A 23,205-nucleotide genomic window follows, 5' to 3' on the forward strand; every position below is an offset into this window, starting at 1 on the left:
CACAGATGTCCGATAGATATTCTCTACGCTTCCCGTGGTTAGGACTGCTAGCCTTGGCTATGGCTGGCTTTATAGCCATCATGACTGAAACACTTCCGGCGGGGTTGCTGCCACAAATCAAGGAAGGACTGCAGGTCTCTGAGGCAGGGGCAGGGCAGCTTGTCACATTTTATGCAGTTGGATCGTTGATTGCCGCCATACCTGTGGCCGTGCTGACAAGAGGCTGGCGACGCCGACCGCTTTTACTTCTAGCGATTATCGGTTTTCTCGTCTTCAACACCATTACAGCCCTCTCGTCAAACTATGTACTGACACTTGTCGCTCGTTTTTTTGCCGGTGTTGCAGCAGGTGTCTCCTGGGGCCTAATTGGCGGTTATGCGCTGCGGATGGTGCCTGATCATCTCAAGGGCAGGGGCATGGCTGTTGCGATGATCGGTACACCGATTGCCTTATCGTTCGGTGTTCCGGCAGGTACACTGCTGGGTTCCTATATGGGCTGGCGCTCGGTATTTTGGCTAATGTCATTGCTGGCGTTTGTACTGATTTTCTGGGTGCTCTGGAAAGTACCTGATTATCCGGGACAGTCTGCTGATCAACGCATTTCTTCATTAAAAGTGCTGCTGACCCCAGGCGTAATTCCCATTCTGGCGGTCGTACTGACCTGGATGCTGGCTCATAATATTCTGTACACGTATATTGCTCCTTTCCTCGCAGATGTTGGTCTGGAATCAAAGGTCGGACTCATGTTACTTGTGTTTGGCCTAATGGCATTGGTGGGCATCTGGATTACAGGCATTCTTATTGATCGGTGGTTGCGTATGCTGGTTCTCATCAGTCTTGCGGGCTTTGCACTGATCTCGCTTGTATTAGGTCTTTGGAGTGAGCATACCGGCGTTGTCTTTGGTTCTGTTGCGCTGTGGGGTCTGACATTTGGTGGCGCGGCTACACTGTTGCAGACCGCGCTTGCCCAAGCAGCCGGGGAGCAGGGTGTGGATATTGTTATGCCGATTAATACGACCGTCTGGAATCTGGCTATTGCCATTGGCGGATTGGCGGGAGGTGTGCTTCTGAATCAATGGGGAGCCTCGTCCTTTACCTGGGCCATTCTGCTTCTGTCCCTTGTGGCTTTGATTGTTGCGCTGCGTGCCAAAGGACATGGTTTCCGCTCAGCACGCAGCCGCTAAGCATTCAGTTATCCTTCCTACATTAGAATGAGCTATATAAGCATCATGCTTGTTTTATAGATCAGCATACAGCCTTTTTTCGGAGCCCTCTTGCAGGGCTTTTGCTGTTATGTGGTATGATGAATTAGAAGAGCAGGAGCGATATGTCCTGACCTTTATATGTAAGCGCTTATAAGACGACGGAAGGTGCAGATATGTTTAGAAGGCTCATACGAACATCCAACAATCTTAAATTAAAGCATAAATTGCTCATATCCTATGTACTTGTCGTCATGATCCCGGTACTGATTATAGGACTTGCTGTAACCGGGTACTTTCGTAAGCAGGCGCTGGACAACGCCATTGGACAGACGATCAACAACGTTGACAAAGTCAAAAGTCAGACCACGACATTACTGCGTGTGCCGACGGATATTTCCAACATTCTGATGTTCAACAATGAACTGAAGGAAATTGTGAACAAACGATACCAAAGCGTTGTAGAGCTAACTTCGGCTTACCTCGCATACAAAGATTTTCAGGAATACAAGCGTCTGTACCGTGAGGTTGCCGGCATTCGGTTTTACTCCACCAATCCGACGCTGATCAACAATCTGGAGTTCATTCCGGTGGACAAACAGACCGAGGAGAGCTACTGGTACCAGAAGGCGCTCAAAACGACGAGTATCGGCTGGTTCTACATTCCTGACAAGGGAGATAATCCTGTGCACAAGCTCAGTCTGGTGCGCAAAGTTCCTTTTGCCGAATATCGGACCGAGGGCGTGCTGATGATTGTCATCAATCAGGATGAGCTAAATGGATTGCTACGTCAGGAACCGTTCGAGACGTTAATTACGGACGAGCAGGGATATGTGGTAGCGGCCAAAAATACCGACATGGTGGGTAAAACGCTGAATGAGCTTGATTTTGGCGTAGATCTGCAAAATCAGGCCAAAGGCACAATTGAAGCAGATTTCCAGGGAGAGCCATCCAACATTGTCATTGATGAGCTGCGCCCTGGTTCGAGCATGAATAGCCTGAAAATCATTTCGGTTTTTGCAACCAAAAATATCGTCAAAGATGCCAATACGATTAGCATGATCGGTATGCTTTTCATTACGCTTGTGCTGGTCATTGCCTTGCTGCTTGTATATATCATTTCATTTCTCACGTCGAACCGATTGCTGCGCCTCAGCAAACATCTGAACAAGCTCGCGCTGGGTGATCTGAATGTCACCTCCCGCATTGACGGGAATGATGAGATCGGACAGCTGTCCAGGCAGTTCAATTACATGGTGAAGAGTATTAATGAACTGATGACACAGGTGGTGGAGGCAACGGAACAGAACAATCAATTGGAAATCGCACAGAAAGAGATTAAACTGAAAATGATGGCCAGCCAGATCAATCCTCATTTTTTGTTTAATGCACTGGAGTCGATCCGCATGAAAGCCCATATCAAAGGGGAGGCGGAGATTGCCAATATCGTCAGGCTGCTGGGCAAGCTTATGCGTAAGAGTCTAGAGATTGGCAGCGGCAAAACGACGTTCAGAGCCGAACTGGAGATGGTACGTTCTTATCTGGAAATTCAGAAATTCCGTTACGGCGACCGACTTGCTTTCCAGATCCATATCGACCCGGAGGTGGAGAAGATGTACATTCCTCCTTTGATCATTCAGCCTCTGGTTGAAAATGCGATTGTGCATGGTTTGGAAAATAAAGAGGGCACGGTCCGTGTGAGTATAGATATTCGTTTGGTGAAAGATGAAGTGCAGGTGCGTGTCGATGACGACGGGGCAGGCATTACACCGGAGCGTCTGGCTGAAGTGATGCAGTTCATCTGTGGACCGGAAGAGCAGGAGAAGAGCCGGATCGGCATGCGTAACGTACATCAACGTTTAACGTTGACCTACGGCGAGCCATACGGATTACAGATCAAGAGTGTGTACGGGGAAGGAACAGAGGTTTCTTTCACCTTGCCAGCAGGAGGAGACCAGCATGTATAAAGTATTTTTGGTAGATGATGAACCGAGCATACGTGAAGGATTGACAACGATTATTGATTGGGAACAATACGGCTTTCAAGTGATTGGCACAGCTGCCAGTGGGCGTGAGGCCATCACCCGGTTCGAAGAGCTGCAACCGGACCTGACGATCATTGATATTCGCATGCCCGGCATGACCGGACTAGATGTCATTGAAGAAGTGCGGCAGACCCATCCGGGTTCGCACTTTCTGATCCTGAGTGGATACGCCGATTTTGATTATGCCAAGAAAGCCATCAGTTTTGGCGTGGATGGATATCTGCTCAAGCCAGTGGATGAAGAGGAGATTATCAGTGAGCTGGAGCGGATTTCTGTGATGCTGAAACGGGAGAGGGAAACACTGGCCCGCCATGCTGGTGAGGATACAGCCTACCGGGAGCATCAAATAGAAGCGTTGCTGTTTGATAGCCTGGAAGGTGCAGGCACGATAGAAGCAAATGCGCTAGGGTTGAATTGGCCGCAGTATCAGGTTGTGCTGCTGGAGATGCATGCCGAACCTGATTTACAGCGTGGTAGTGTGGTGAAACGCAGACTGGCGGAGGCTTTTGACCAGAAAGATCGGGGCATTGTGTTTTCATTTCATTCTGGACTGGGACTGTTATGCAAAGAGCCTATTTTGACTGTACAGTCTGCTCACAATTTATATGATGAATTGAAACGCATGCTGGAAGAATGGAATATTTACATGTATATTGCAGCAGGTCAACCTGTGAATTCCACAGCTGACATCGCACATTCCTATAATCAGGCCAACGGAGTATTAGGCAGACGTTTTCTGTTTGCGGAACAACGCGTAATGTTATGGAATGAAGAGGAGAAGAGCGAAGGTGCATCTGGGCCCGTTGTAGCGCTTGGGGAACAAAGTGGTGAACCGGATGAAGCAGAATTGGCAGACAAGCTGTATTATGCGCTCGACATTCGGAGCAGCGAGTCCGTAATGCGTGTGCTGACGGAGATGGAAGAACGCCTGGTTCCGCATCACCAGACAGAACAAGCGATTAAGACGGCGTTCTCCCAAGTGTTTTCATTGGCGATTAACAAACTTGCAGCAGCCAATCAGCATATGCAATCCATCATGCAGGAGCATTCCGTTCTCATTACGGAGGTTTACCATCAATTAACGCTGCTGGATCTCAAAGGGATGGCCGCTGAACACCTGAACCGTCTTATTCAACGCATGGGTGGAGGCAGCAAGGATACGGTACTGAAACAGATGATTGAATTTATCCGTCGTAATCCGGGCGAAAATCTCAAGCTTGAGGTACTCGCAGAGGTATTTAACTACAATAGCAGTTATCTGGGCAAGCTGTTCAAGAACCATACCGGGGAATATTTCAATGCATTTCTCGATAAGGTTCGAATGGAGAAGGCGAAGGAACTGCTCGATGAAGGGTTAAAGGTTCACCAGGTTGCCGCAAGAGTAGGATATGCCAACGTGGATTACTTCCACGGCAAATTCAAGAAGTATGTAGGGGAATCACCCTCCGCATACAAGCATGCTAGAGAGCTTGCCAGATCACAGTCCAAGGATTCTTCAGGAGAGCCCGAACAGGAGTAGGCCATGATTTCAGTGGAGGTGCTTCTGTCGCTAGGCATTTCTCCAAATTAGTCGTAAAACGTTTTCGAATATAAAGTCTGTTTGAAGGACCCTTGAGGTCCTTTTTTCTTTTCAATTTATGCAAAGTAAACGATTTCTATAAAACGTTTTCGGAAATTACCATTTTCAAATTAAATTCCCTTTTAATTTCATTAATAAATAATAGACTGCGTCATTATCACTAATTTTATAGATATAATATCGGATTTTATAGGGGGATATCTAATTTTTATATGATTTTCTCTAAAATCCAGCTGGTATTTTGAAAACGCTCTATCAGGTATGATTATTTTATAAAACAGAGGAGGGGGAACGGAGATGGAAACGCTAACAAAAAAATCCGCTTCCGCGAAAAGAAGCAGTGACCCCAATCCGCCAACACAAAAACGGCGGAACAGAATTTGGGACAGCATGAAACAGCAAAAGTATCTCTATCTCATGTCATTGCCATTCGTAGTTTGGGTTTTTGTATTTAACTATCTGCCACTATGGGGATGGACGATGGCTTTCCAAAACTATAAACCGGCCAGATCGTTCGGCGATCAACAGTGGGTTGGTTTTAAACACTTTGCAGAGCTGTTCAGTGATGATCGCTTCTATCTGGTACTTCGAAATACGCTTGCAATGAGCTTGATGGGACTGGTTATCGGTTTTATCGTGCCGATTTTCTTTGCGATTCTCTTGAATGAGATGAAAGGCATGTTCTTCAAGCGTGCCGTGCAAACGGTATCATATCTGCCTCACTTTGTATCCTGGGTCGTAGTGGCAGGGATTATTACCAAGATGCTCTCCACCGATGGAGGGATTATCAATGATCTTTTGGTAAACCTAAACATTATTGACCAGCCGATCCAGTTCATGGCCAAGGGGAACTTGTTTTGGTACATTGTAACCGCTTCAGATATGTGGAAAGAAACGGGCTGGAATGCCATTATCTATCTCGCAGCTATTACAGGTATTGACCAAGAGCTCTACGAAGCCTCCCGTGTGGATGGAGCGAACCGCTGGAGACAAATGTGGCACATCACGCTGCCAGGCATACGGACCACGATTTCCGTACTTTTCATCATGTCGATCGGGCATCTGATCAGTATCGGTTTCGAGAAGCAGTTCTTGCTTGGCAACAGTCTAGTCACCGACTACTCGGAAGTTCTTGATCTATACGCGCTCAATTATGGTTTGAATATGGGACGATTCTCGTATGGTACAGCCATAGGCATATTCAATTCCGTTGTCAGTATCATCCTTCTGTTTACAGCGAACGGATTGTTCAAAAAATTCACCAAAGAAAGCATCATGTAGGGAGGGGACGACATTATGGCGAACAAAGCATTCAATGCTACTCGGGGCGATAAGCTGTTCGATATATTCAACATCCTCGCGATGACCCTGGTGCTGATTGTAACACTGTATCCATTCCTGAACGTACTGGCTATCTCGCTCAATAACTCGACAGATACCGTACGTGGTGGAATTTACTTGTGGCCTCGCGAATTCACATTGCAGAACTATAAAACCATTTTCCAATACGAAGGATTGCTGCAAGGTTTGCAGATTTCCATTCTGCGTACCATTGTAGGTACATTGCTCGGCTTGATCAGTTCCTCAATGATTGCATTTACACTGAGTCGGCCTGACTTCAAACTGAGAAAATTTGTTTCGACTACACTTGCACTCACGATGTATTTCTCCGGTGGTCTGATTCCGGTGTACATCCTGATGCGTGACCTGAACCTGATCGGTACATTCTGGGTATATGTATTGCCAGGTATGATCAGTGCGTTTAACGTATTCATCATCCGTTCCTTCATTGATGGCCTGCCGTATGCCTTACAGGAATCAGCGAAGCTGGATGGTGCGAATGACTTTAAGATCTATTACAAAATCATTTTGCCGCTCTGTAAACCGGTACTTGCAACCATCGCGTTGTTCCTGGCTGTAGGCCAGTGGAATGCCTGGTTCGATACGTACCTGTATAATGGTTCAAAGGCTCATCTGACAACGCTCCAGTACGAGCTCATGAAAGTACTGCAAAGTACACAGCAAGGCTCAGGTGCCGGACGAAATGCCAATGACATGGCTCAGCAGATGACACAGATTTCACCGGAATCCATCAAGATGGCAATTACGATTGTTGTTACGGTTCCAATCCTGATCGTGTATCCGTTCCTGCAGAAGTATTTTGTGGGCGGTATGACATTGGGTGCAGTAAAAGCATAAGCAAGTCTGTACAGGTTGCCACATAGAGCGGCCGTACATTTATAAAAGAAGCATCAGGATGCCCGAAGCGCAGCCATTAGGTATGCGCTTCACCGTATAGGGCTGCGGAGTGCATCCATGAAGTTATAGACAGGGACTAAAAAGTCCCGAATAGACAGACATATGAAACGGGAGGATTACCATTATGGCAAGAAACAAAATGAAGATTGCACTGGCTCCAGTGCTTGCGATGTCTTTGCTCGCAGGTTGCGGTGGAGGAAACAGCGGCGATACGTCGTTTAAGGACACAAGCGGGGATACATCTCCGATTACTTTTGACTTTTTTAGCGTCGATCCCAGTCCGAACTGGAACGGTATGAAGGATGAAGTGGGGAAAGTCCTTACAGAGAAAACAGGAGTAACCCTTAACGGTGAATTTGCTGTCAGTGGTGGTCAGGATAAAGTATCCTTGATGGCAGCAAGCGGAGATTATCCAGATATCGTGTCACCCAAAGGTGAACTAAGCAAGCTCGTGGATGCTGGGGCCATGGTCGATCTGACTGATCTGATTGAGCAATATGCTCCCAATCTGAAGAAGCTGTATGGTAATTACATGGACCGGCTGAAATATAGCAACGAAGATCAAGGGATTTATGTACTGCCTACGTATTATGCGGTAGACCAGAAGTATTTTGATGCAGGCGGTGGATTTGGGATTCAACAGCGTGTATTGAAAGAGCTGGGATACCCTGAAGTACGTACGCTCCAGGATTACGAAAATGTATTGAAGGCATATAAGGAGAAACATCCAACGATTGATGGACAACCAACGATTCCGTTATCCCTGGATGCGGATGACTGGAGAATTATGATTACCGTAACGAATCCGGCATTCTTAGCAACAGGCGCGCCCGATGATGGCGAGTACTACATTGATCCTGAGACATATGAGGCAAGTCTGCATTACAAACGTCCGGAAGAGAAAGAGTATTTCCGTTGGTTGAACCATATGTACGCAGAAGGACTGCTCGATCAGGACAGCTTCGTACAGAAAACGGATCAATACAAATCCAAAATTGCAAGTGGACGTGTACTGGGCGTCATTGACCAGGATTGGGGTTATTCCGATGCGGAGAACGCATTGAAAGCAGCGGGTAAAGACGAAGCTACCTATTCACATTTCCCGGTAACTCTGTCTAAAGATATCAAGGATCATTCCTTCCAGGACCCTGGTTTTGTATCTGGATGGGGTGTAGGGATTACAACATCGAATCCGGACCCGGTTCGTACAATCAAATTCTTTGATTACCTGGCTTCTGAGGGAGGTCAAGTGCTGATGAACTGGGGTATTGAAGGCAAGCAGTACGAAGTGAAAGATGGCAAACGTGTGATTCCTGCGGATGTGCTGGACCAAAAAACGAATAATGCTGCCGTATTCCAGAAGGAAACAGGTATTGGCCTCTACACCAATATGTCTGGTCACTATGGAGATGGTGTCAAAGATTCAACGGATAACTATTACACAACGAATTTTCCTGAACAGATTGTAGCGGCCTATTCCGATGCGGAGAAAGAGACACTCAAAGCATACGGAGCAACAACGTGGAAAGATCTGTTCCCAAGTGAAGATGAGTTCCCGGTTAAACCATGGGGAGCAGCGTACAATATGCCGACTCCAGGTGACTCGGATTACAACGTTATTTTCCAAAAAACACAGGATATTATCCGTAAACGGATTCCAGAAGCAATACTCAGTTCCCCTGAACAATTCGATGCCATTTATGACGGGATGATTGCTGAGCTTAACAAAGCCGGAGCAGAGGACATGGAAAAACAATACACTGAACTTGTCCAAAGCCGTGTTCAATTGTGGAGCGGTGAAGAAAGTAAATAATGCGTTTTAGCAGACTGATTTTTTTGAAAGAAAGGGCCCAGGAAACTGGGTTCTTTTTTATGCCTAAAACGTTTTCCGAAAAACGTTTTCAATTTTGTTAATTCACTATTGACAAGGACTTTTAGAGGGATTATTATTCAATTATGAAAGCACTTTCATTACTGGTTTATCAGGACTTGTTCATGAATCTCTTCAGTCAGAATGGGTAAGGAATAGCATCCCGAATTGTTGAATAGAGTGTGGTTTTTCACTTCATTTTAGAAAACGCTTTTTATGTTATAAAATCAAACGTTTTACAATCAGAATCACCGATATCGGTATGTGCAGGTCAGCCTGTTCTACAATAGATAGCTTCATTTTATCCATAAGGGGGATTACACATGAAGGGCAAAACACCAAAAACATTCGCAATGCTTCTGTTAGCCAGCGCTCTTGCTATTACAGCAGGTTGCAGCGGCGGAGGAGGAACTACGGCTTCAGAGACACCAACGGATACAGGGGATACGACCAGTCCAATTACTTTTACGTTCTTTGGTGCTGACGCAAGTCCAAACTGGAACAACATGAAGGACGCAGTCGGCCAAGAAATTACGAAACAAACAGGTGTTACAATTGAAGCTGAGTATGATGTGAATAATGGTGGCGACCAAAAGATACCTTTGATGGCTGCCAGCGGTGAATACCCTGATATTATCTATCCTAAAGGTAACTTATCTAAGCTTGTGGATGCAGATGCGATGCTTGACCTGACAGATCTGATTGACAAATATGCACCAAACCTGAAAAAAATCTATGGGGACCAAATGAACCGTCTGAAATACAGTTTGGAAGATCAGTCCATTTATACGATCCCAACAAACATGGGTGTAGATAATGTTGCGTTTGATGCTACAGGCGGATTCGAGATTCAGCAAAAGGTATTGAAAGAACTTGGCTACCCAGAAGTGAAAACACTTGAGGATTACGAGAAAGTTCTGAAAGAATATTATGCAAAACATCCAACCATTGACGGACAACCAACCATTCCACTGACGCTGAATGCAGATGACTGGAAGATTATGATTACGGTAACGAATCCAGCCTTCCAGGCAACAGGTGGACCGGATGACGGTGAATATTACATTAACCCTGAAACGTATGAAGCGGTGCTGCACTATAAACGTCCAGAGGAGAAAGAATACTTCCGCTGGTTGAACAAAATGTACAATGAAGGCATTCTCGACAAAGATACATTTGTGCAAAAGGATGACCAATACAAATCCAAAATCGCTAGCGGTCGGGTACTGGGGCTGATTGACCAGGAATGGAACTATGGTGAAGCTGAGAATGCTTTGAAATCCGTTAACAATGGGGAGAATACGTACGCTCACTTCTCTGTATCCCTCAACAAGGATATTGTGGATCATACGTTCCAACCAACTGGATTTGATGGATATGGCATCGGAATTTCGAAAACGGCAAAAGACCCTGTACGTATTATCAAATTCATGGATTGGCTCGCTTCGGATGAAGGCCAGGTGTTGAGAAACTGGGGTATTGAAGGCCAACATTACAACGTTGAAAATGGCAACCGTGTAATCCCTGCTGATGTGCAGGACCGCAAAGTCAATGACAACTCGGCGTTCACCAAAGAAACTGGTATCGGAATGTACAACATTTTCAGCGCTAGATATGGCGATGGTGTCAAAGATTCCACAGGTAACTACTACACAACGAACTTCCCTGAGCAGATCCAAGCAGGTTATACTGCCGCAGAGAAGGAAACATTGAAAGCCTATGGCATTACAACGTGGAAAGATTTCTATCCTTCTGAAGACGACTTGAAGCTGAAAGATTGGGGCGCAGCATATAACATGCCTGTACCTTCCGATACGGATTATAACGTAACGTTCCAGAAAACGCAGGACATTATCCGTAAACGTATCCCTGAAGCCATCCTTGCCAAACCTGAGAACTTCGACAAAGTGTATGATGATCTCCTGGCTGAACTTGATAAAGCAGGTGCGGTAGACATGGAGAAACAATATACCGTTTGGATCAAGGAACGTGTATCTCTCTGGACAGGTAAAGACGTGAAATAATACTGAAAATAAGGCAGGATAAACGATCATTTTCAAAGCAAAATGGGTCCCTTTAAAGCCCCTATAAAGGGGCCTTTTTTGTTGTTGACGAAAGGGGATGAATAGCATATAATCGTTAATGTAAGCACTTTCAGTAAGCGTTTTAAATTATTTTCCGAAAACGTTTTACGGATGTTAGAAGAGAGTTTTCATGAGTTTAGGTTCTGATAAAAAAGAGTACAAATTTAATTTTTAGTAAGCGCATACAGAAATGTGTCTTACGGCGGTATCCTCAGGCCTAAAGCCTGTTATACAGATAAAACCTTCATAATAATAGGGGGACTAGACAATGAGAGGCAAAATGAAAGGCAATACACCCAAGACGTTTGCAATGTTGATGCTCGCAAGTGCAATGCTGGTTACAGCTGGCTGCGGAAATTCGGGAAGTAAAGAAGCCTCCGAGTCCAGCGGAACCGAACCCGTCACCATCACATTCTTTGGTGCGGATGCAAGTCCAACCTGGAACAAGATGCAGGATGCAGTTGGTAAAGAGATTACGAAGCAAACAGGCGTTACGATTGAAGCGGAGTATGATGTAAACAATGGTGGAGACCAGAAAATTGCACTTATGGCGGCTAGCGGCGAGTACCCTGATGTTGTTTTCCCAAAAGGGAACTTGTCTAAACTGGTAGATGCAGGGGCAATGCTTGACCTGACGGATCTGATTGAGGAGCATGCTCCAAACCTGAAAAAAATATATGGGGACCAGATGAACCGGCTGAAATACAGTTCGGAAGATCAGGCCATTTATACAATCCCAACGAATATGGGTGTCGATAATGTTGCGTTTGACGCAACAGGTGGATTCGAAATTCAGCAAAAAGTACTAAAAGAGCTCGGATACCCTGAAGTGAAAACGCTTGAGGATTACGAGAATGTATTGAAAGAATATGTGAAAAAACACCCAACGATTGATGGACAACCAACCATTCCATTGACGCTGAATGCAGATGATTGGAAGATTATGATTACCGTAACGAACCCGGCATTCCAGGCAACAGGAGCACCGGATGATGGAGAATATTACATTGATCCTGAGACGTATGAAGCTACGCTCCATTACAAACGTCCTGAGGAGAAAGAATATTTCCGCTGGTTGAATCATATGTACAATGAAGGACTGCTGGACAAAGATACATTTGTCCAAAAGGATGACCAATATAAATCCAAAATTGCAAGTGGCCGTGTACTCGGTCTGATTGACCAAGAGTGGAACTACCAAGAGGCTGAAAATGCACTCAAATCAGCAGGCAAAGATGACAGCACATATGCTCACTTCTCTGTATCTCTGAACAAGGATATTGTGGACCATACGTTCCAGCCAACCGGATTTGACGGATATGGCATCGGCATCACAACTTCTGCTAAAGATCCGGTTCGCATTATCAAATTCATGGACTGGCTCGCTTCAGACGAAGGTCAGGTGCTGAGAAACTGGGGTATTGAAGGCGAGCACTACAATGTAGAAAATGGTCAACGGGTGATCCCTCAAGACATCCAGGACCGTAAAACCAATGACAACTCTAACTTCACCAAAGAAACAGGAATCGGAATGTATAGCGTGTTTAGTGCGAGATATGGTGATGGCGTGAAAGATTCCACGGATAACTATTACACAACGAACTTCCCTGAGCAGATCCAGGCTGGTTATACTGCGGCAGAGAAAGAAACGTTGAAAGCATATGGCATTACAACATGGAAAGAATTCTATCCTTCTGAGGATGATTTGCAACTGAAAGACTGGGGCGCAGCATACAACATGCCTGTACCTTCAGGTACAGAATATGAGGTAACGTTCCGAAAAACACAGGATATCGTGCGCAAACGTATTCCTGAAGCTGTTCTTTCCAAGCCAGAAGACTTCGATAAAGTATATGATGGTTTCCTGACTGAACTGGATAAAGCAGGTGCAGTCGAAATGGAGAAACAGTACACCGTTTGGGTTAAGGATCGCGTGTCCCTGTGGACAGGAAAAGACGTAAACTAACAGAAGTTTAAGTAATTAGATTGATATACAAAATAAGGCCCTGACCAAGGGTCTTTTTTGCATTCCATGTGATGTTTAACATTGACGCAAAATTCGAAATCCAATATAATTTTCTTACTGTAAGCACTTTCAGATAATCGACACTTTGGTCATGTCTGTAACACAGGTTCAGGCCACTTTTAATCGGAAAATATGTGTTTTATTGCATTTTACGAAAACGTTTTAGTTACAAAACAAAAAATAGCTGATTCATGAACAGGAGTTATCTATGTCCCCATTCAATGAGAGAACAAAAGAAAACCGTCTGTGGTATCGTCAGCCGGCCACTCGCTGGGAAGAGGCACTGCCTATCGGGAATGGTCGCCTCGGAGGTATGGTGTATGGCGGAGCAGCAGATGAACAAATCCAGCTAAATGAAGATACATTGTGGTCCGGGTTTCCACGGGACACCATTCAGTACAGCAGTCAGCGTTACCTGAAACAGACCCGTGAACTAATCATGTCCGGGCAATATAGCGAAGCTGAAGAATTGCTGAACCGCGAAATGCTTGGACGAGATGTGGAAGCGTACCAGCCGATGGGTCACTTTAAGCTGCAGCACGCTGAACTGGATGAGATCCCATACGATGAATTTGAGCGGGAGCTTAGTCTCCACACCGGGATTACAACGACGAAATATTCGTATAAAGGGATTCGTTATGTACGTGAGGTATATTCCAGTGCACCGGATGACCTCATGGTCTGTACCATCACTGCCGATCGTGAGGGAGCTGTTAATGTCAGCGTTACGCTGGACAGTCCACATCCGTATAACGTGCAAACTTCGGGCAATGCACTTACATTGTTTAGTCGCTGTCCGAGTCATGTTGAATCGAATTATTTCAGGGATCATCCAGAGTCTGTCATCTACGAAGAAGATCGGGGAACGGCTTATGCTGTGCAATTGGCCGCGACTGCGACGGGCAAGAACGCCGAAGTGTCGGTTAAGGACGGGAGACTTCATATTCAGGGAGCCGACCAGGTTATTTTTTACCTGGCAGCGGTGACCTCCTTTGAACGCTACGATGTGGCGCCTGTGAAGGATGACGTGCTGCTGGAACAGGAATGCAAAGAGGTAATCAGCAAAGCGATGACTCATGGCATGAGAGCACTTCGAGAGCGACATGTGATGGATCATAGTGCTTTATTTTCAAGAGTATCTATTGATCTCGGCGCATCAGCGAATGAAGAATTACCTACAGATGAGCGGCTGCGAGCTTATCAGGCAGGAGCTAATGATCCCGGTCTGGAGGCTCTTTATTTTCAATACGGCAGATATCTGTTAATGGGTAGTTCACGTAAAGGAAGCCAGCCTGCCAATCTGCAGGGAATCTGGAACCAACAGGTGGAGCCACCGTGGCACAGTGATTACACGATTAACATCAATACCGAGATGAATTACTGGCCGGCAGAAGTATGCAACCTGAGCGAATGCCATGAGCCACTGTTTGGCTTGTTGGAGGATCTAAGCGATACGGGGAGAAGAACGGCACGCATCTTGTACGGAGCGCGCGGCTGGACAGCCCATCATAATGTGGATATTTGGAGGACATCCACGCCTACAGGCGGGGACGCAAGTTGGGCGTTCTGGCCGATGGGCGGTGTGTGGCTGACTTCACATCTATGGGAGCATTATTTGTTTACTCGCGATCGTCAATTCCTCGCAGAACGTGCGTATCCAATCCTGAAGGAAGCGGCACTCTTCTGTCTGGACTGGTTGGTAGAGGGACCGGACGGATATCTGGTTACAGCTCCATCTACCTCTCCAGAGAACAAGTTCCTCACCGAGGATGGTGAAGCCCGCAGCATCTCCATGGCTTCGACGATGGATATGACTTTAATTCGTGAGTTGTTCGATCGATGCATTGAGGCAGCTCAACTGCTCGAAGTGGATCATCAACTGGCGAATGAGTGGAACGAGGCACGCAGCAAACTCTATCCATTCCGTATCGGAAGCGAGGGGCAGCTGCAGGAGTGGTTTAAGGATTTTGCTGAATCCGAACCTGGGCATCGTCACGTCTCCCATCTGTATGGTCTGTATCCGGGGGAGCAGATCAATCGACTGGATACACCGGAACTGGTGGAAGCAGCACGAGTGTCACTTGAACGTCGCATCGCACGAGGTGGCGGGCATACGGGTTGGAGCTGTGCCTGGTTGATCAATCTGTATGCGAGGCTGCTGGATAGCAAGCTGGCTCATCAGTTTGTCCGTACGCTGCTGGCCCGATCCACGCATCCCAATCTGTTCGATGATCATCCACCGTTCCAGATTGATGGCAACTTTGGTGGTACTGCCGGTATTGCCGAGATGCTGTTACAAAGCCACTTGAGAGAATTACATCTGCTGCCAGCACTGCCTGAGAACTGGGCCAGTGGCAGTGTGAAGGGGCTTCGAGCACGTGGTTCATACACAGTGGCAATCGAGTGGACAGATGGCAGACTCTCAAGCGCCGAAATTAAGGCTGATTACGATGGTTCGGTAACCATTCGAAGCGCATTTCCACTGCATGTGGAAGGAAACGACAAGGCCAAGGCGCAGCTTACACCTCAAGGTGATTATGTAGTTATTTTAACCATGACCGCAGGACAGAGGATCCGCGTGTCATCATGAGACGGAGGAGTAAACGATGACAATTTTTCAATTTCCACAAGATTTCCGCTGGGGAACAGCAACAGCTTCTTATCAAATAGAAGGTGCTGCGCAGGAAGGCGGGCGCGGGGTATCCATCTGGGATACGTTTGCTCGTACGCCTGGCAAAGTGTTTAATGGAGACAACGGTGATGTGGCTTGTGATAGCTACCATCGCTACGAGGAAGATATCGAGCTGATGAAAAAGCTTGGTATAAATACCTATCGGTTCTCCATTGCCTGGCCGCGTATTATTCCGGATGGAGACGGCGAGATCAATCGGGAAGGTCTGGACTTCTATCATCGATTCGTGGATAAGCTGCTTGAAGCGGGAATCGAACCTTTCTGTACGCTGTATCATTGGGACCTGCCTCAGACGCTGGAGGATATTGGAGGTTGGGGCAACCGCAGGACGGTTGATGCGTTTGTCAAATATGCTGAAGTCATCTTCAAGGAGTTTTCCGGGAAAATCAATTTTTGGCTAACCTTCAACGAACCTTGGTGTATTGCGTTTCTGTCCAACCTGCTCGGTATTCATGCTCCTGGCAACAAGGACCTGCAAACATCGATTAATGTTGCGCACGGACTGTTGGTTGCCCATGGTAAAGCCGTGCAATCGTTCCGTCGCTTGGGAACAACAGGACAGATTGGTATTGCTCCCAATGTATGCTGGGCTGAGCCTTACAGCAAATCTCCGGAAGATCAGGCAGCGTGTGATCGGGCGATTGCACTGAATACAGATTGGTTCCTGGATCCGATCTACAAAGGATCTTATCCACAATTTATGGTTGACTGGTTTGAAAAGGCTGGTGCGACTGTCCCGATTCAGGAAGGCGATATGGAAATTATCTCGCAGCCCATTGATCTTCTAGGAATTAACTACTACACCATGGGGATCAATCGTTTCAATCCCGAGGCGGGTGCATTGCAATCCGAAGAGGTCGATATGGGACTTACCAAGACCGATATTGGTTGGCCTGTGGAATCACGCGGACTGTATGAGTTCATGCATTATTTGCAAAAATACGGAAATGTGGATGTTTACATCACAGAAAATGGTGCTTGCATCAATGATGATTTGGAGAACGGTAAAATAAATGATGATCGCCGAATTGCATATTATGAGCAGCATTTAACGCAAATTCATCGAATTATCAACGACGGGATCAACCTGAAAGGCTACATGGCTTGGTCTTTGATGGATAACTTTGAATGGGCGGAAGGATACCGTATGCGCTTTGGTCTTGTGCATGTGGATTACCGTTCCTTGGTCAGAACACCCAAAGAAAGCTTCTATTGGTATCAGAATGTCATCAAAAACAATTGGTTGGAAACTCGAATTAAATGAAATAATAACATTTGTTTAATTGTTAGATGCAGGATATTAATGTTTGCTCAGAAAAAAAGACGGCGGCTTCGGAAATCCGAGCACCGTCCTTTTTTATTATTTCAGCAAAGACCCTTTATGTTCATAAAGGTTTCATAAGCTCTGGACTGTTTCATGTTATGAGACGAGCAATTTTGGGTTATAAGAAGTAAGTGGAGGTGATCTGATTCTTGTCAACAGTCAAAATACAAATAAAGTGTCCAAATTGCGAAATAAATTTGAACATTTGTTGACTAAAAATCATACTGATGTGGTATATTGGTATAAGGAAAGCACTTACAAAAAGGGAAAAGGAAGTGTTTACTATGGCATCGAAGACAGCAATGGTAAGCCAATTGGAGCGCAAAGATAAAAATATGCGGCGTGCGGTGTTAACGATGACAGTTCTGGCTTGGATTGCTCTTATTACGGGAGTAGTTATGTGCCTGATCAACCTGAATGATTTTAATGATCGTAACCTTGGATTAATGGTCGGTATCGGTTTCTTGGTTGGCAGTGTATTTATTTATGTTATTGCCAAATCGATTGGACTTGTTCATACACGCCGGGAAGACGAAGGCGCCGATTAAATAATCCTGCGTTAATTCGTTCATAATAAGACTGGATGAGCACCCGGAATCCCAGTCAATAAAGCCCTTTGCGGATTCGTTGATCATGTTCAACGGGACTGCAAAGGGTTTTATTTTGTGACTTGAAGTGTAAAGATTACAATGAGGAAATATCAAGTATGCAAGTGATTTGTGAGAAAAAATTCACACATTTAAGGTGTAAAATCGACAAATTTGTTAACATGAACAAAAAAGTTGCTCATTTCTGATATCTTTAGAAGGAAGAGAGTAGTATACTGTTTTTTCAGTATGAGCGAATTTAAGGAGAGGGGATCAAGATGAACAAGAAACCTAGGTCGCTAATTCGGATAATCATTCCGGTTGTCCTGACGTTGGTTACAATTGCATTGATTGTCTGGCCAATGCTGGCAGGCGGGCAGTACGTTGTTCTGGATCCGAAAGGGCCTGTTGGCGCTTCGCAGAGAGATTTGATTGTCATTTCGACAATTCTGTGTGCAGTCGTTATTGTGCCTGTATTGATTTTGTCTGCAGTAATTGTATGGCGTTACCGCGACAAACCGGACAATAAATCTGCATATGAGCCGAACTGGTCTCATAGCACAAAAGCGGAGGCAATTTGGTGGACCGTTCCGATTATTATTATTGGATTGCTGGCGGTTGTAACGATTCGCTACACCTATGATCTGGAACCTTCGAAGCCATTGGCTTCCGAGAAAGCACCGGTTACCATTCAAGTTTCTTCACTGGACTGGAAATGGCTGTTTATGTATCCGGAGCAAGGTATTGCAACGGTCAACACGTTGAATATCCCGGCAGACCGGCCCGTAAAATTTGAGCTCACCGCGGATTCACCGATGAACTCGTTCTGGATCCCGCAGCTTGGTGGACAGATTTATACAATGTCGGGTATGGCGATGACCTTGTACTTGCAAGCTGATCATGAAGGTCAATATTGGGGTTCAGGTGCCAACTTTACCGGGGAACACTTTGCCCAAATGCGCTTTGATGTCAATGCTACTTCGGAAGAAGACTTCGACAAATGGGTGAAAGAAGTGAAGCAGCAATCTCAACCGCTGACGCAAGAGACATATAAAACTCTGGCGGAACCGGGAACAAGCAATGTAGCTTATTATTCTTCCTTCCCAGAAGGGCTGTTCCAGGACATCGTGACCAAGTATGTGGTTGACGGTCAAAGTGCTCACAGCAAGCACGGTGAAGCTTCAGGTGCCAAAGAGATTACTACGCAAGACGTGGACAAGAGTGCTAACTAAAGATTCGAAAGGAGGCCCCCAATGTTAGAGAGACTTAAGGAGTTTGCATCGGAGTTTTTCGTTACCGGTGATCCGCTGATTTATGGTGCGGACGTGGCGATCGGAATTACGATGATTACCATCGTAGCGGTGCTGACTTATTTCAAAAAATGGGGCTGGCTCTGGCGTAACTGGTTAACTACCGTCGATCACAAAAAGATCGGTATTATGTATATTATTGCTTCCATTATCATGCTTTTCCGTGGTGGTGTGGATGCACTGATGATGCGTCTTCAGCTAGCTATGCCTAACATGGATTTCTTACATCCCGAGCATTATAATCAGGTCTTTACGACTCACGGTACGATCATGATCCTGTTCATGGCGATGCCGTTTATGTTCGGTTTATTTAATGTTATTGTACCGCTTCAAATCGGGGCAAGGGACGTTGCGTTCCCGTTCCTGAATGCATTGAGCTTCTGGTTATTCTTCCTGGGAGCAATGCTGTTCAACCTGTCCTTCGTTATCGGTGGCTCACCGGACGCAGGCTGGCTCAGTTATCCGCCTTTATCGGAGCTATCGCATAGCCCGGGGGTGGGACAGAACTTCTATATATGGGGTATTCAGATTTCGGGTATCGGTTCCCTGGCTACCGGTATCAACTTCCTGGTTACCATCATTAAAATGCGTGCGCCAGGCATGAAATGGATGAAAATGCCGATGTTTACATGGTCGGTATTCTCCACTTGTATTATCATTCTGTTTGCATTCCCAATCTTGACCGTGACACTTGCTTTGCTCTTCCTCGACAGGTTTGCGGGGGCGCATTTCTTCACACTTGATTTGGGCGGTAATCCGATGATGTATATCAACTTGATCTGGATGTGGGGTCACCCTGAGGTATATATCGTGGTCTTGCCGGCATTCGGTGTGTTCTCCGAGATTGTAAGTACATTCTCGAAGAAAAAATTGTTTGGTTACAAATCGATGGTATTTGCGATGCTGATCATTAGCTTCCTGTCCTTCTTTACATGGGCGCATCACTTCTTCACGATGGGTTCGGGAGCGGACGTTAATGCATTCTTCGCCGTAACAACGATGTTGATTGCCATACCAACAGGGGTTAAGATCTTTAACTGGCTGTTTACGATGTTCAGGGGTAGGATACGCATGGATACCCCGATGTTATGGACATTGGCATTTATACCATGCTTCATCGTCGGTGGTATGACGGGGGTTATGTTGTCCGTTGCACCTGCTGACTTCCAGTTCCACAACAGTTACTTCCTGATTGCCCACTTCCACCAAGTATTGATTGGTGGCGTAGTATTCGGATACTTTGCAGGTCTGTACTACTGGTGGCCTAAAATGTTCGGATTCCAACTCCCGGAAAAACTGGGCAAATGGGCTTTCTGGACTTGGAATATCGGTTTCTATGTCTGCTTCATGCCGCAGTACGCTGTCGGTTTGATGGGTATGACACGTCGTCTGAGCACCTATGGCTGGGATACCGGCTGGTGGGAACTGAACTTTGTATCCACAATCGGGGCATTCCTGATGGGTGTCGGATTCTTGTTCCAGGTTGCACAAATCGCAGACGGCGTTCGGAAATACAAATCACTCAAAGCATCCGGCGATCCATGGGGTGGTCGTACGCTCGAGTGGTCAATTCCTTCACCTGCTCCTGAATATAACTTCGCCATTACACCGCGCGGAGATGATATTGATGAGTGGTGGGAAGAGAAAGAACGTCGTGCTAAAGGCATCTATCCACCTGAACAGCCGCTTGAGCCGATTCATATGCCTAAAAATTCCGCGATTCCGTTCATCATGTCTATATTCTGGTTCATCGCCGGTTTCGGCTTTGTATTCGGATGGCTGTGGATGGCAATTCTTGGACTCGCTGGCGTAGGGATTTGCATGATCGCTCGTTCATTCTCATACGATACGGATTATTATATTCCGGTTGACGAAATTAAGCGTACCGAAGCGTCGTTAAGGGGGTCGGTATAAATGGCTCAAGCAGCCGCAAAGCACGGTCATGACCATGCACATGATCATGACCATGGTCACCATGACCCGCAAGAATTAAAAATACTCGGATTCTGGTTCTTTCTGATTTCCGACGTTATCCTGTTCTCCGTATTGTTCGCAACCTTTATTGTGTTGCGTGACAATTCGGCGGGCGGACCGGTGTTGTCTGAATTGATCAAAATGCCTGGCGTTATTGCCGAGACATTTATCTTGCTCACAAGTTCATTTACAAGCGGACTTGCGGTTCTTGCCATGAACCAAGGCAAGGTGAAGCAATTGATCAGCTGGCTGGCGGTTACAGCTGTTCTGGGTGCGAGCTTTATCGCCCTGGAAGTAACGGAGTTTATTGAGTTGATTCATGAAGGGTTCAGTTATACAACGAGTGCATCTTCTGGTGCATTCTTCACCCTGGTGGGTACTCACGGACTTCACGTATCGCTCGGTCTGATCTGGATGATCGGATTGATGCTGCAACTGAAAAAACGGGGAATTACCGATGTAACTCGCGGTAAAATCAACGTAATCAGCTTGTACTGGCACTTCTTGGACGTCGTCTGGATTTTCCTCCTGTCGATCGTCTATCTGATGGGGGTGATGTAGATGGCAGAGCATAACTCACATGAGTCCCATGGCCACGAACAGCATGGTTCACTCAAGTCCTATGTCATCGGCTTCATTCTGTCCGTTGTTCTGACCATTATCCCTTTGGTTGTGGTTCTGAATGACATGATGGGCAGAACAGCAACGCTGAGTGTCGTTCTGGTAACAGCAGGACTTCAGTTTGTGGTTCAACTCTTCTTCTTCATGCATATCCGTGAATCGGAGAAGCCGCGTTGGAATGTAATGGCTTTGATCTTTGGTCTGTTGATCATGTTGACCATCGTTATTGGTTCCATCTGGATCATGTTGAACAATACAGTTGCACATTAAGTTGTATTGAATCTTTATCGAAATGTTTTTGCAATAGATTAACGGATCTCCCGACTTTAGGTAAAAGGTCGGGAGATTTTTTTTACCCATTTGTTTATACTGAATGCGGGTAGATTAAGGAAGGAGACTTCCCGCGTTTATAAAAGATGAGAATATTGTCGAAAATAGTTCTTGATTTTTTTTCGCGAATCCGTATACTCAGAACTATAAGTAATCCGAAACGTTTTGGAGGAAAGCAATTGGCTACAATTAAAGACATATCACAAATGACGGGATTTTCGATTACGACCGTATCCAGAGCTCTGAATGGGTACTCGGACGTCAGCGATAGTACGCGGAAACTGATTAAAGAAGCCGCCGAAACCCTGAACTATAGTCCTAATGGTCTAGCGAGAGGCCTGGTCATGAAGGAAACCAAAACGCTGGGGTTGCTCGTATCAGGCATGACGTACAAAAACATCGATAACAACTTTGTTTTCGAAGTGCTTTGCGGTATTAATGACAGCGCTGCCAACTCGGATTATGATCTGATTTTGTTTAGCACAAATACAGCGAAGCAAAAGATGAAAACGTACACACAGCTGTGCAGGGAACGAAAAGTGGATGGAGTCATTCTTCAGGGTGTGAAAACGGATGATCCGTATTTGCAGGAAGTATTGGACAGTGACATTCCTTGTGTATTGATTGATATACCCATTCACAGTGAGTATGTTGGTTTTGTATCAACGAATCATAAACAAAGTGCACAGGCTGCTGTAGAGCACCTTATTGGTTTGGGTCATCAGCAGATTGCCATGGTGAACGGTTACCCCGAGGCTTTTGTATCCAAGGAGCGTTATGAAGGGTATTCCGATGCAATGCGTAATGCAGGATTGAGCCTGAAGCCTGAATGGATTGTAAACGGGAATTTTACGGAAGAGGAAGCACAGCAACAAGCTTCTGAATTGTTAAAGGCTTATCCGGAAATTACCGCAATCTTTTGTGCAAGCGACATGATGGCTCTGGGTGTAATGAAGGCTGCGAATGAACTAGGCATCTCTATACCGGATGAATTGTCTGTAGTTGGATTTGACGACATTCCAACAGCCGCCTATTTTCAACCACCACTTACGACTATCGGACAGAATATGTATCAGTTGGGACATGAGGCTGCAAACCTGCTGATGGGCATGCTGAAATCGGAAGATAACCCCAAATTTAATATTTTGCAAAATGAATTGGTTTTGAGATCCTCGACTGCCAAACCAGGTCGCTGAGTTTAGCTGAGAATACGGTTCGCGAGGTATTGCAAAATGAAACGAGATGAGAAGAGCACCGAAATGTTTTATTATATCCGAAACGTTTCGGTATTATTTTCACTCA

The 23,205-nt window shown here is 45.8% G+C and carries 16 protein-coding genes; all 16 read left to right on the plus strand.

The annotated features are described in order from the left end of the window. Nucleotides 1-5: 5 nt before the first annotated feature. The 16 genes from P5G61_RS24295 (at nt 6) to P5G61_RS24370 (ending at nt 23,099) form a co-directional block, all read left to right on the plus strand. Entirely contained in the window at nt 6-1,184 is a 1,179-nt protein-coding gene (locus P5G61_RS24295; protein WP_301248785.1) for an MFS transporter, read from the plus strand. Nucleotides 1,185-1,378: 194 nt separating this feature from the next. Then, nucleotides 1,379-3,169, plus strand: a complete 1,791-nt coding sequence (locus tag P5G61_RS24300) for a sensor histidine kinase (RefSeq protein ID WP_301248787.1) — start codon at nt 1,379-1,381, stop codon at nt 3,167-3,169. Further along, complete coding sequence (locus tag P5G61_RS24305) at nt 3,162-4,766, plus strand: response regulator transcription factor (RefSeq protein ID WP_301248789.1); 1,605 nt, start codon at nt 3,162-3,164, stop codon at nt 4,764-4,766. The genes P5G61_RS24300 and P5G61_RS24305 overlap by 8 nt, the downstream gene beginning before the upstream one ends. Nucleotides 4,767-5,123: 357 nt before the next feature. Continuing rightward, nucleotides 5,124-6,107 (plus strand): ABC transporter permease, encoded by a 984-nt coding sequence (locus tag P5G61_RS24310; RefSeq protein ID WP_094937065.1) that lies wholly within the window; start codon nt 5,124-5,126, stop codon nt 6,105-6,107. Nucleotides 6,108-6,122: 15 nt separating this feature from the next. Further along, nucleotides 6,123-7,025, plus strand: coding sequence for a carbohydrate ABC transporter permease (locus tag P5G61_RS24315; protein WP_024631420.1), 903 nt, complete (start codon nt 6,123-6,125; stop codon nt 7,023-7,025). Between the two features lie 184 nt (nt 7,026-7,209). Then, nucleotides 7,210-8,898, plus strand: coding sequence for an ABC transporter substrate-binding protein (locus P5G61_RS24320; protein ID WP_301248790.1), 1,689 nt, complete (start codon nt 7,210-7,212; stop codon nt 8,896-8,898). A gap of 380 nt (nt 8,899-9,278) precedes the next feature. After that, nucleotides 9,279-10,979 (plus strand): ABC transporter substrate-binding protein, encoded by a 1,701-nt coding sequence (locus P5G61_RS24325; protein ID WP_024631418.1) that lies wholly within the window; start codon nt 9,279-9,281, stop codon nt 10,977-10,979. A 328-nt stretch (nt 10,980-11,307) separates the two neighbouring features. Next, nucleotides 11,308-13,005 carry an ABC transporter substrate-binding protein gene (locus P5G61_RS24330; protein WP_435874283.1) on the plus strand — a complete coding sequence of 566 codons (1,698 nt, stop codon included), beginning with the start codon at nt 11,308-11,310 and terminating at the stop codon, nt 13,003-13,005. A gap of 268 nt (nt 13,006-13,273) precedes the next feature. Next, on the plus strand, nt 13,274-15,655 hold the full coding sequence (locus P5G61_RS24335) for a glycoside hydrolase family 95 protein (protein WP_301248791.1): 2,382 nt from the start codon (nt 13,274-13,276) through the stop codon (nt 15,653-15,655). 16 nt (nt 15,656-15,671) lie between these two features. Further along, nucleotides 15,672-17,021 (plus strand): GH1 family beta-glucosidase, encoded by a 1,350-nt coding sequence (locus P5G61_RS24340; RefSeq protein ID WP_301248793.1) that lies wholly within the window; start codon nt 15,672-15,674, stop codon nt 17,019-17,021. A gap of 344 nt (nt 17,022-17,365) precedes the next feature. Further along, nucleotides 17,366-17,629 carry a hypothetical protein gene (locus P5G61_RS24345; RefSeq protein WP_024631414.1) on the plus strand — a complete coding sequence of 88 codons (264 nt, stop codon included), beginning with the start codon at nt 17,366-17,368 and terminating at the stop codon, nt 17,627-17,629. A 317-nt stretch (nt 17,630-17,946) separates the two neighbouring features. Beyond that, the gene (gene cyoA, locus P5G61_RS24350) at nt 17,947-18,900 is read left to right on the plus strand and encodes a ubiquinol oxidase subunit II (RefSeq protein ID WP_301248794.1); all 954 of its coding nucleotides are present in this window, start codon (nt 17,947-17,949) and stop codon (nt 18,898-18,900) included. 21 nt (nt 18,901-18,921) lie between these two features. Beyond that, nucleotides 18,922-20,892, plus strand: a complete 1,971-nt coding sequence (locus P5G61_RS24355) for a cbb3-type cytochrome c oxidase subunit I (RefSeq protein WP_301248795.1) — start codon at nt 18,922-18,924, stop codon at nt 20,890-20,892. After that, nucleotides 20,893-21,513 (plus strand): cytochrome o ubiquinol oxidase subunit III, encoded by a 621-nt coding sequence (gene cyoC, locus P5G61_RS24360; RefSeq protein ID WP_053780129.1) that lies wholly within the window; start codon nt 20,893-20,895, stop codon nt 21,511-21,513. Continuing rightward, nucleotides 21,514-21,843, plus strand: coding sequence for a cytochrome o ubiquinol oxidase subunit IV (gene cyoD, locus P5G61_RS24365; protein WP_064640613.1), 330 nt, complete (start codon nt 21,514-21,516; stop codon nt 21,841-21,843). Between the two features lie 239 nt (nt 21,844-22,082). Beyond that, a complete protein-coding gene (locus P5G61_RS24370) occupies nt 22,083-23,099 on the plus strand; it encodes a LacI family DNA-binding transcriptional regulator (protein WP_301248796.1) in 1,017 nt (338 codons plus the stop codon). Nucleotides 23,100-23,205 lie beyond the last annotated feature (106 nt).

It is taken from the genome of Paenibacillus vandeheii (assembly GCF_030433635.1).
Lineage (GTDB): Bacteria > Bacillota > Bacilli > Paenibacillales > Paenibacillaceae > Paenibacillus > Paenibacillus vandeheii.

Bases quoted from the DNA above. Each gene is read 5' to 3' on its own strand.
- P5G61_RS24295 (WP_301248785.1), top strand. From the start codon at position 6: ATGTCCGATAGATATTCTCTACGCTTCCCGTGGTTAGGACTGCTAGCC.
- P5G61_RS24355 (WP_301248795.1), top strand. From the start codon at position 18,922: ATGTTAGAGAGACTTAAGGAGTTTGCATCGGAGTTTTTCGTTACCGGT.
- cyoA (WP_301248794.1), top strand. From the start codon at position 17,947: ATGAACAAGAAACCTAGGTCGCTAATTCGGATAATCATTCCGGTTGTC.
- P5G61_RS24310 (WP_094937065.1), top strand. From the start codon at position 5,124: ATGGAAACGCTAACAAAAAAATCCGCTTCCGCGAAAAGAAGCAGTGAC.
- cyoC (WP_053780129.1), top strand. From the start codon at position 20,893: ATGGCTCAAGCAGCCGCAAAGCACGGTCATGACCATGCACATGATCAT.
- P5G61_RS24305 (WP_301248789.1), top strand. From the start codon at position 3,162: ATGTATAAAGTATTTTTGGTAGATGATGAACCGAGCATACGTGAAGGA.
- P5G61_RS24315 (WP_024631420.1), top strand. From the start codon at position 6,123: ATGGCGAACAAAGCATTCAATGCTACTCGGGGCGATAAGCTGTTCGAT.
- P5G61_RS24325 (WP_024631418.1), top strand. From the start codon at position 9,279: ATGAAGGGCAAAACACCAAAAACATTCGCAATGCTTCTGTTAGCCAGC.
- cyoD (WP_064640613.1), top strand. From the start codon at position 21,514: ATGGCAGAGCATAACTCACATGAGTCCCATGGCCACGAACAGCATGGT.
- P5G61_RS24345 (WP_024631414.1), top strand. From the start codon at position 17,366: ATGGCATCGAAGACAGCAATGGTAAGCCAATTGGAGCGCAAAGATAAA.
- P5G61_RS24320 (WP_301248790.1), top strand. From the start codon at position 7,210: ATGGCAAGAAACAAAATGAAGATTGCACTGGCTCCAGTGCTTGCGATG.
- P5G61_RS24335 (WP_301248791.1), top strand. From the start codon at position 13,274: ATGTCCCCATTCAATGAGAGAACAAAAGAAAACCGTCTGTGGTATCGT.
- P5G61_RS24300 (WP_301248787.1), top strand. From the start codon at position 1,379: ATGTTTAGAAGGCTCATACGAACATCCAACAATCTTAAATTAAAGCAT.
- P5G61_RS24330 (WP_435874283.1), top strand. From the start codon at position 11,308: ATGAGAGGCAAAATGAAAGGCAATACACCCAAGACGTTTGCAATGTTG.
- P5G61_RS24340 (WP_301248793.1), top strand. From the start codon at position 15,672: ATGACAATTTTTCAATTTCCACAAGATTTCCGCTGGGGAACAGCAACA.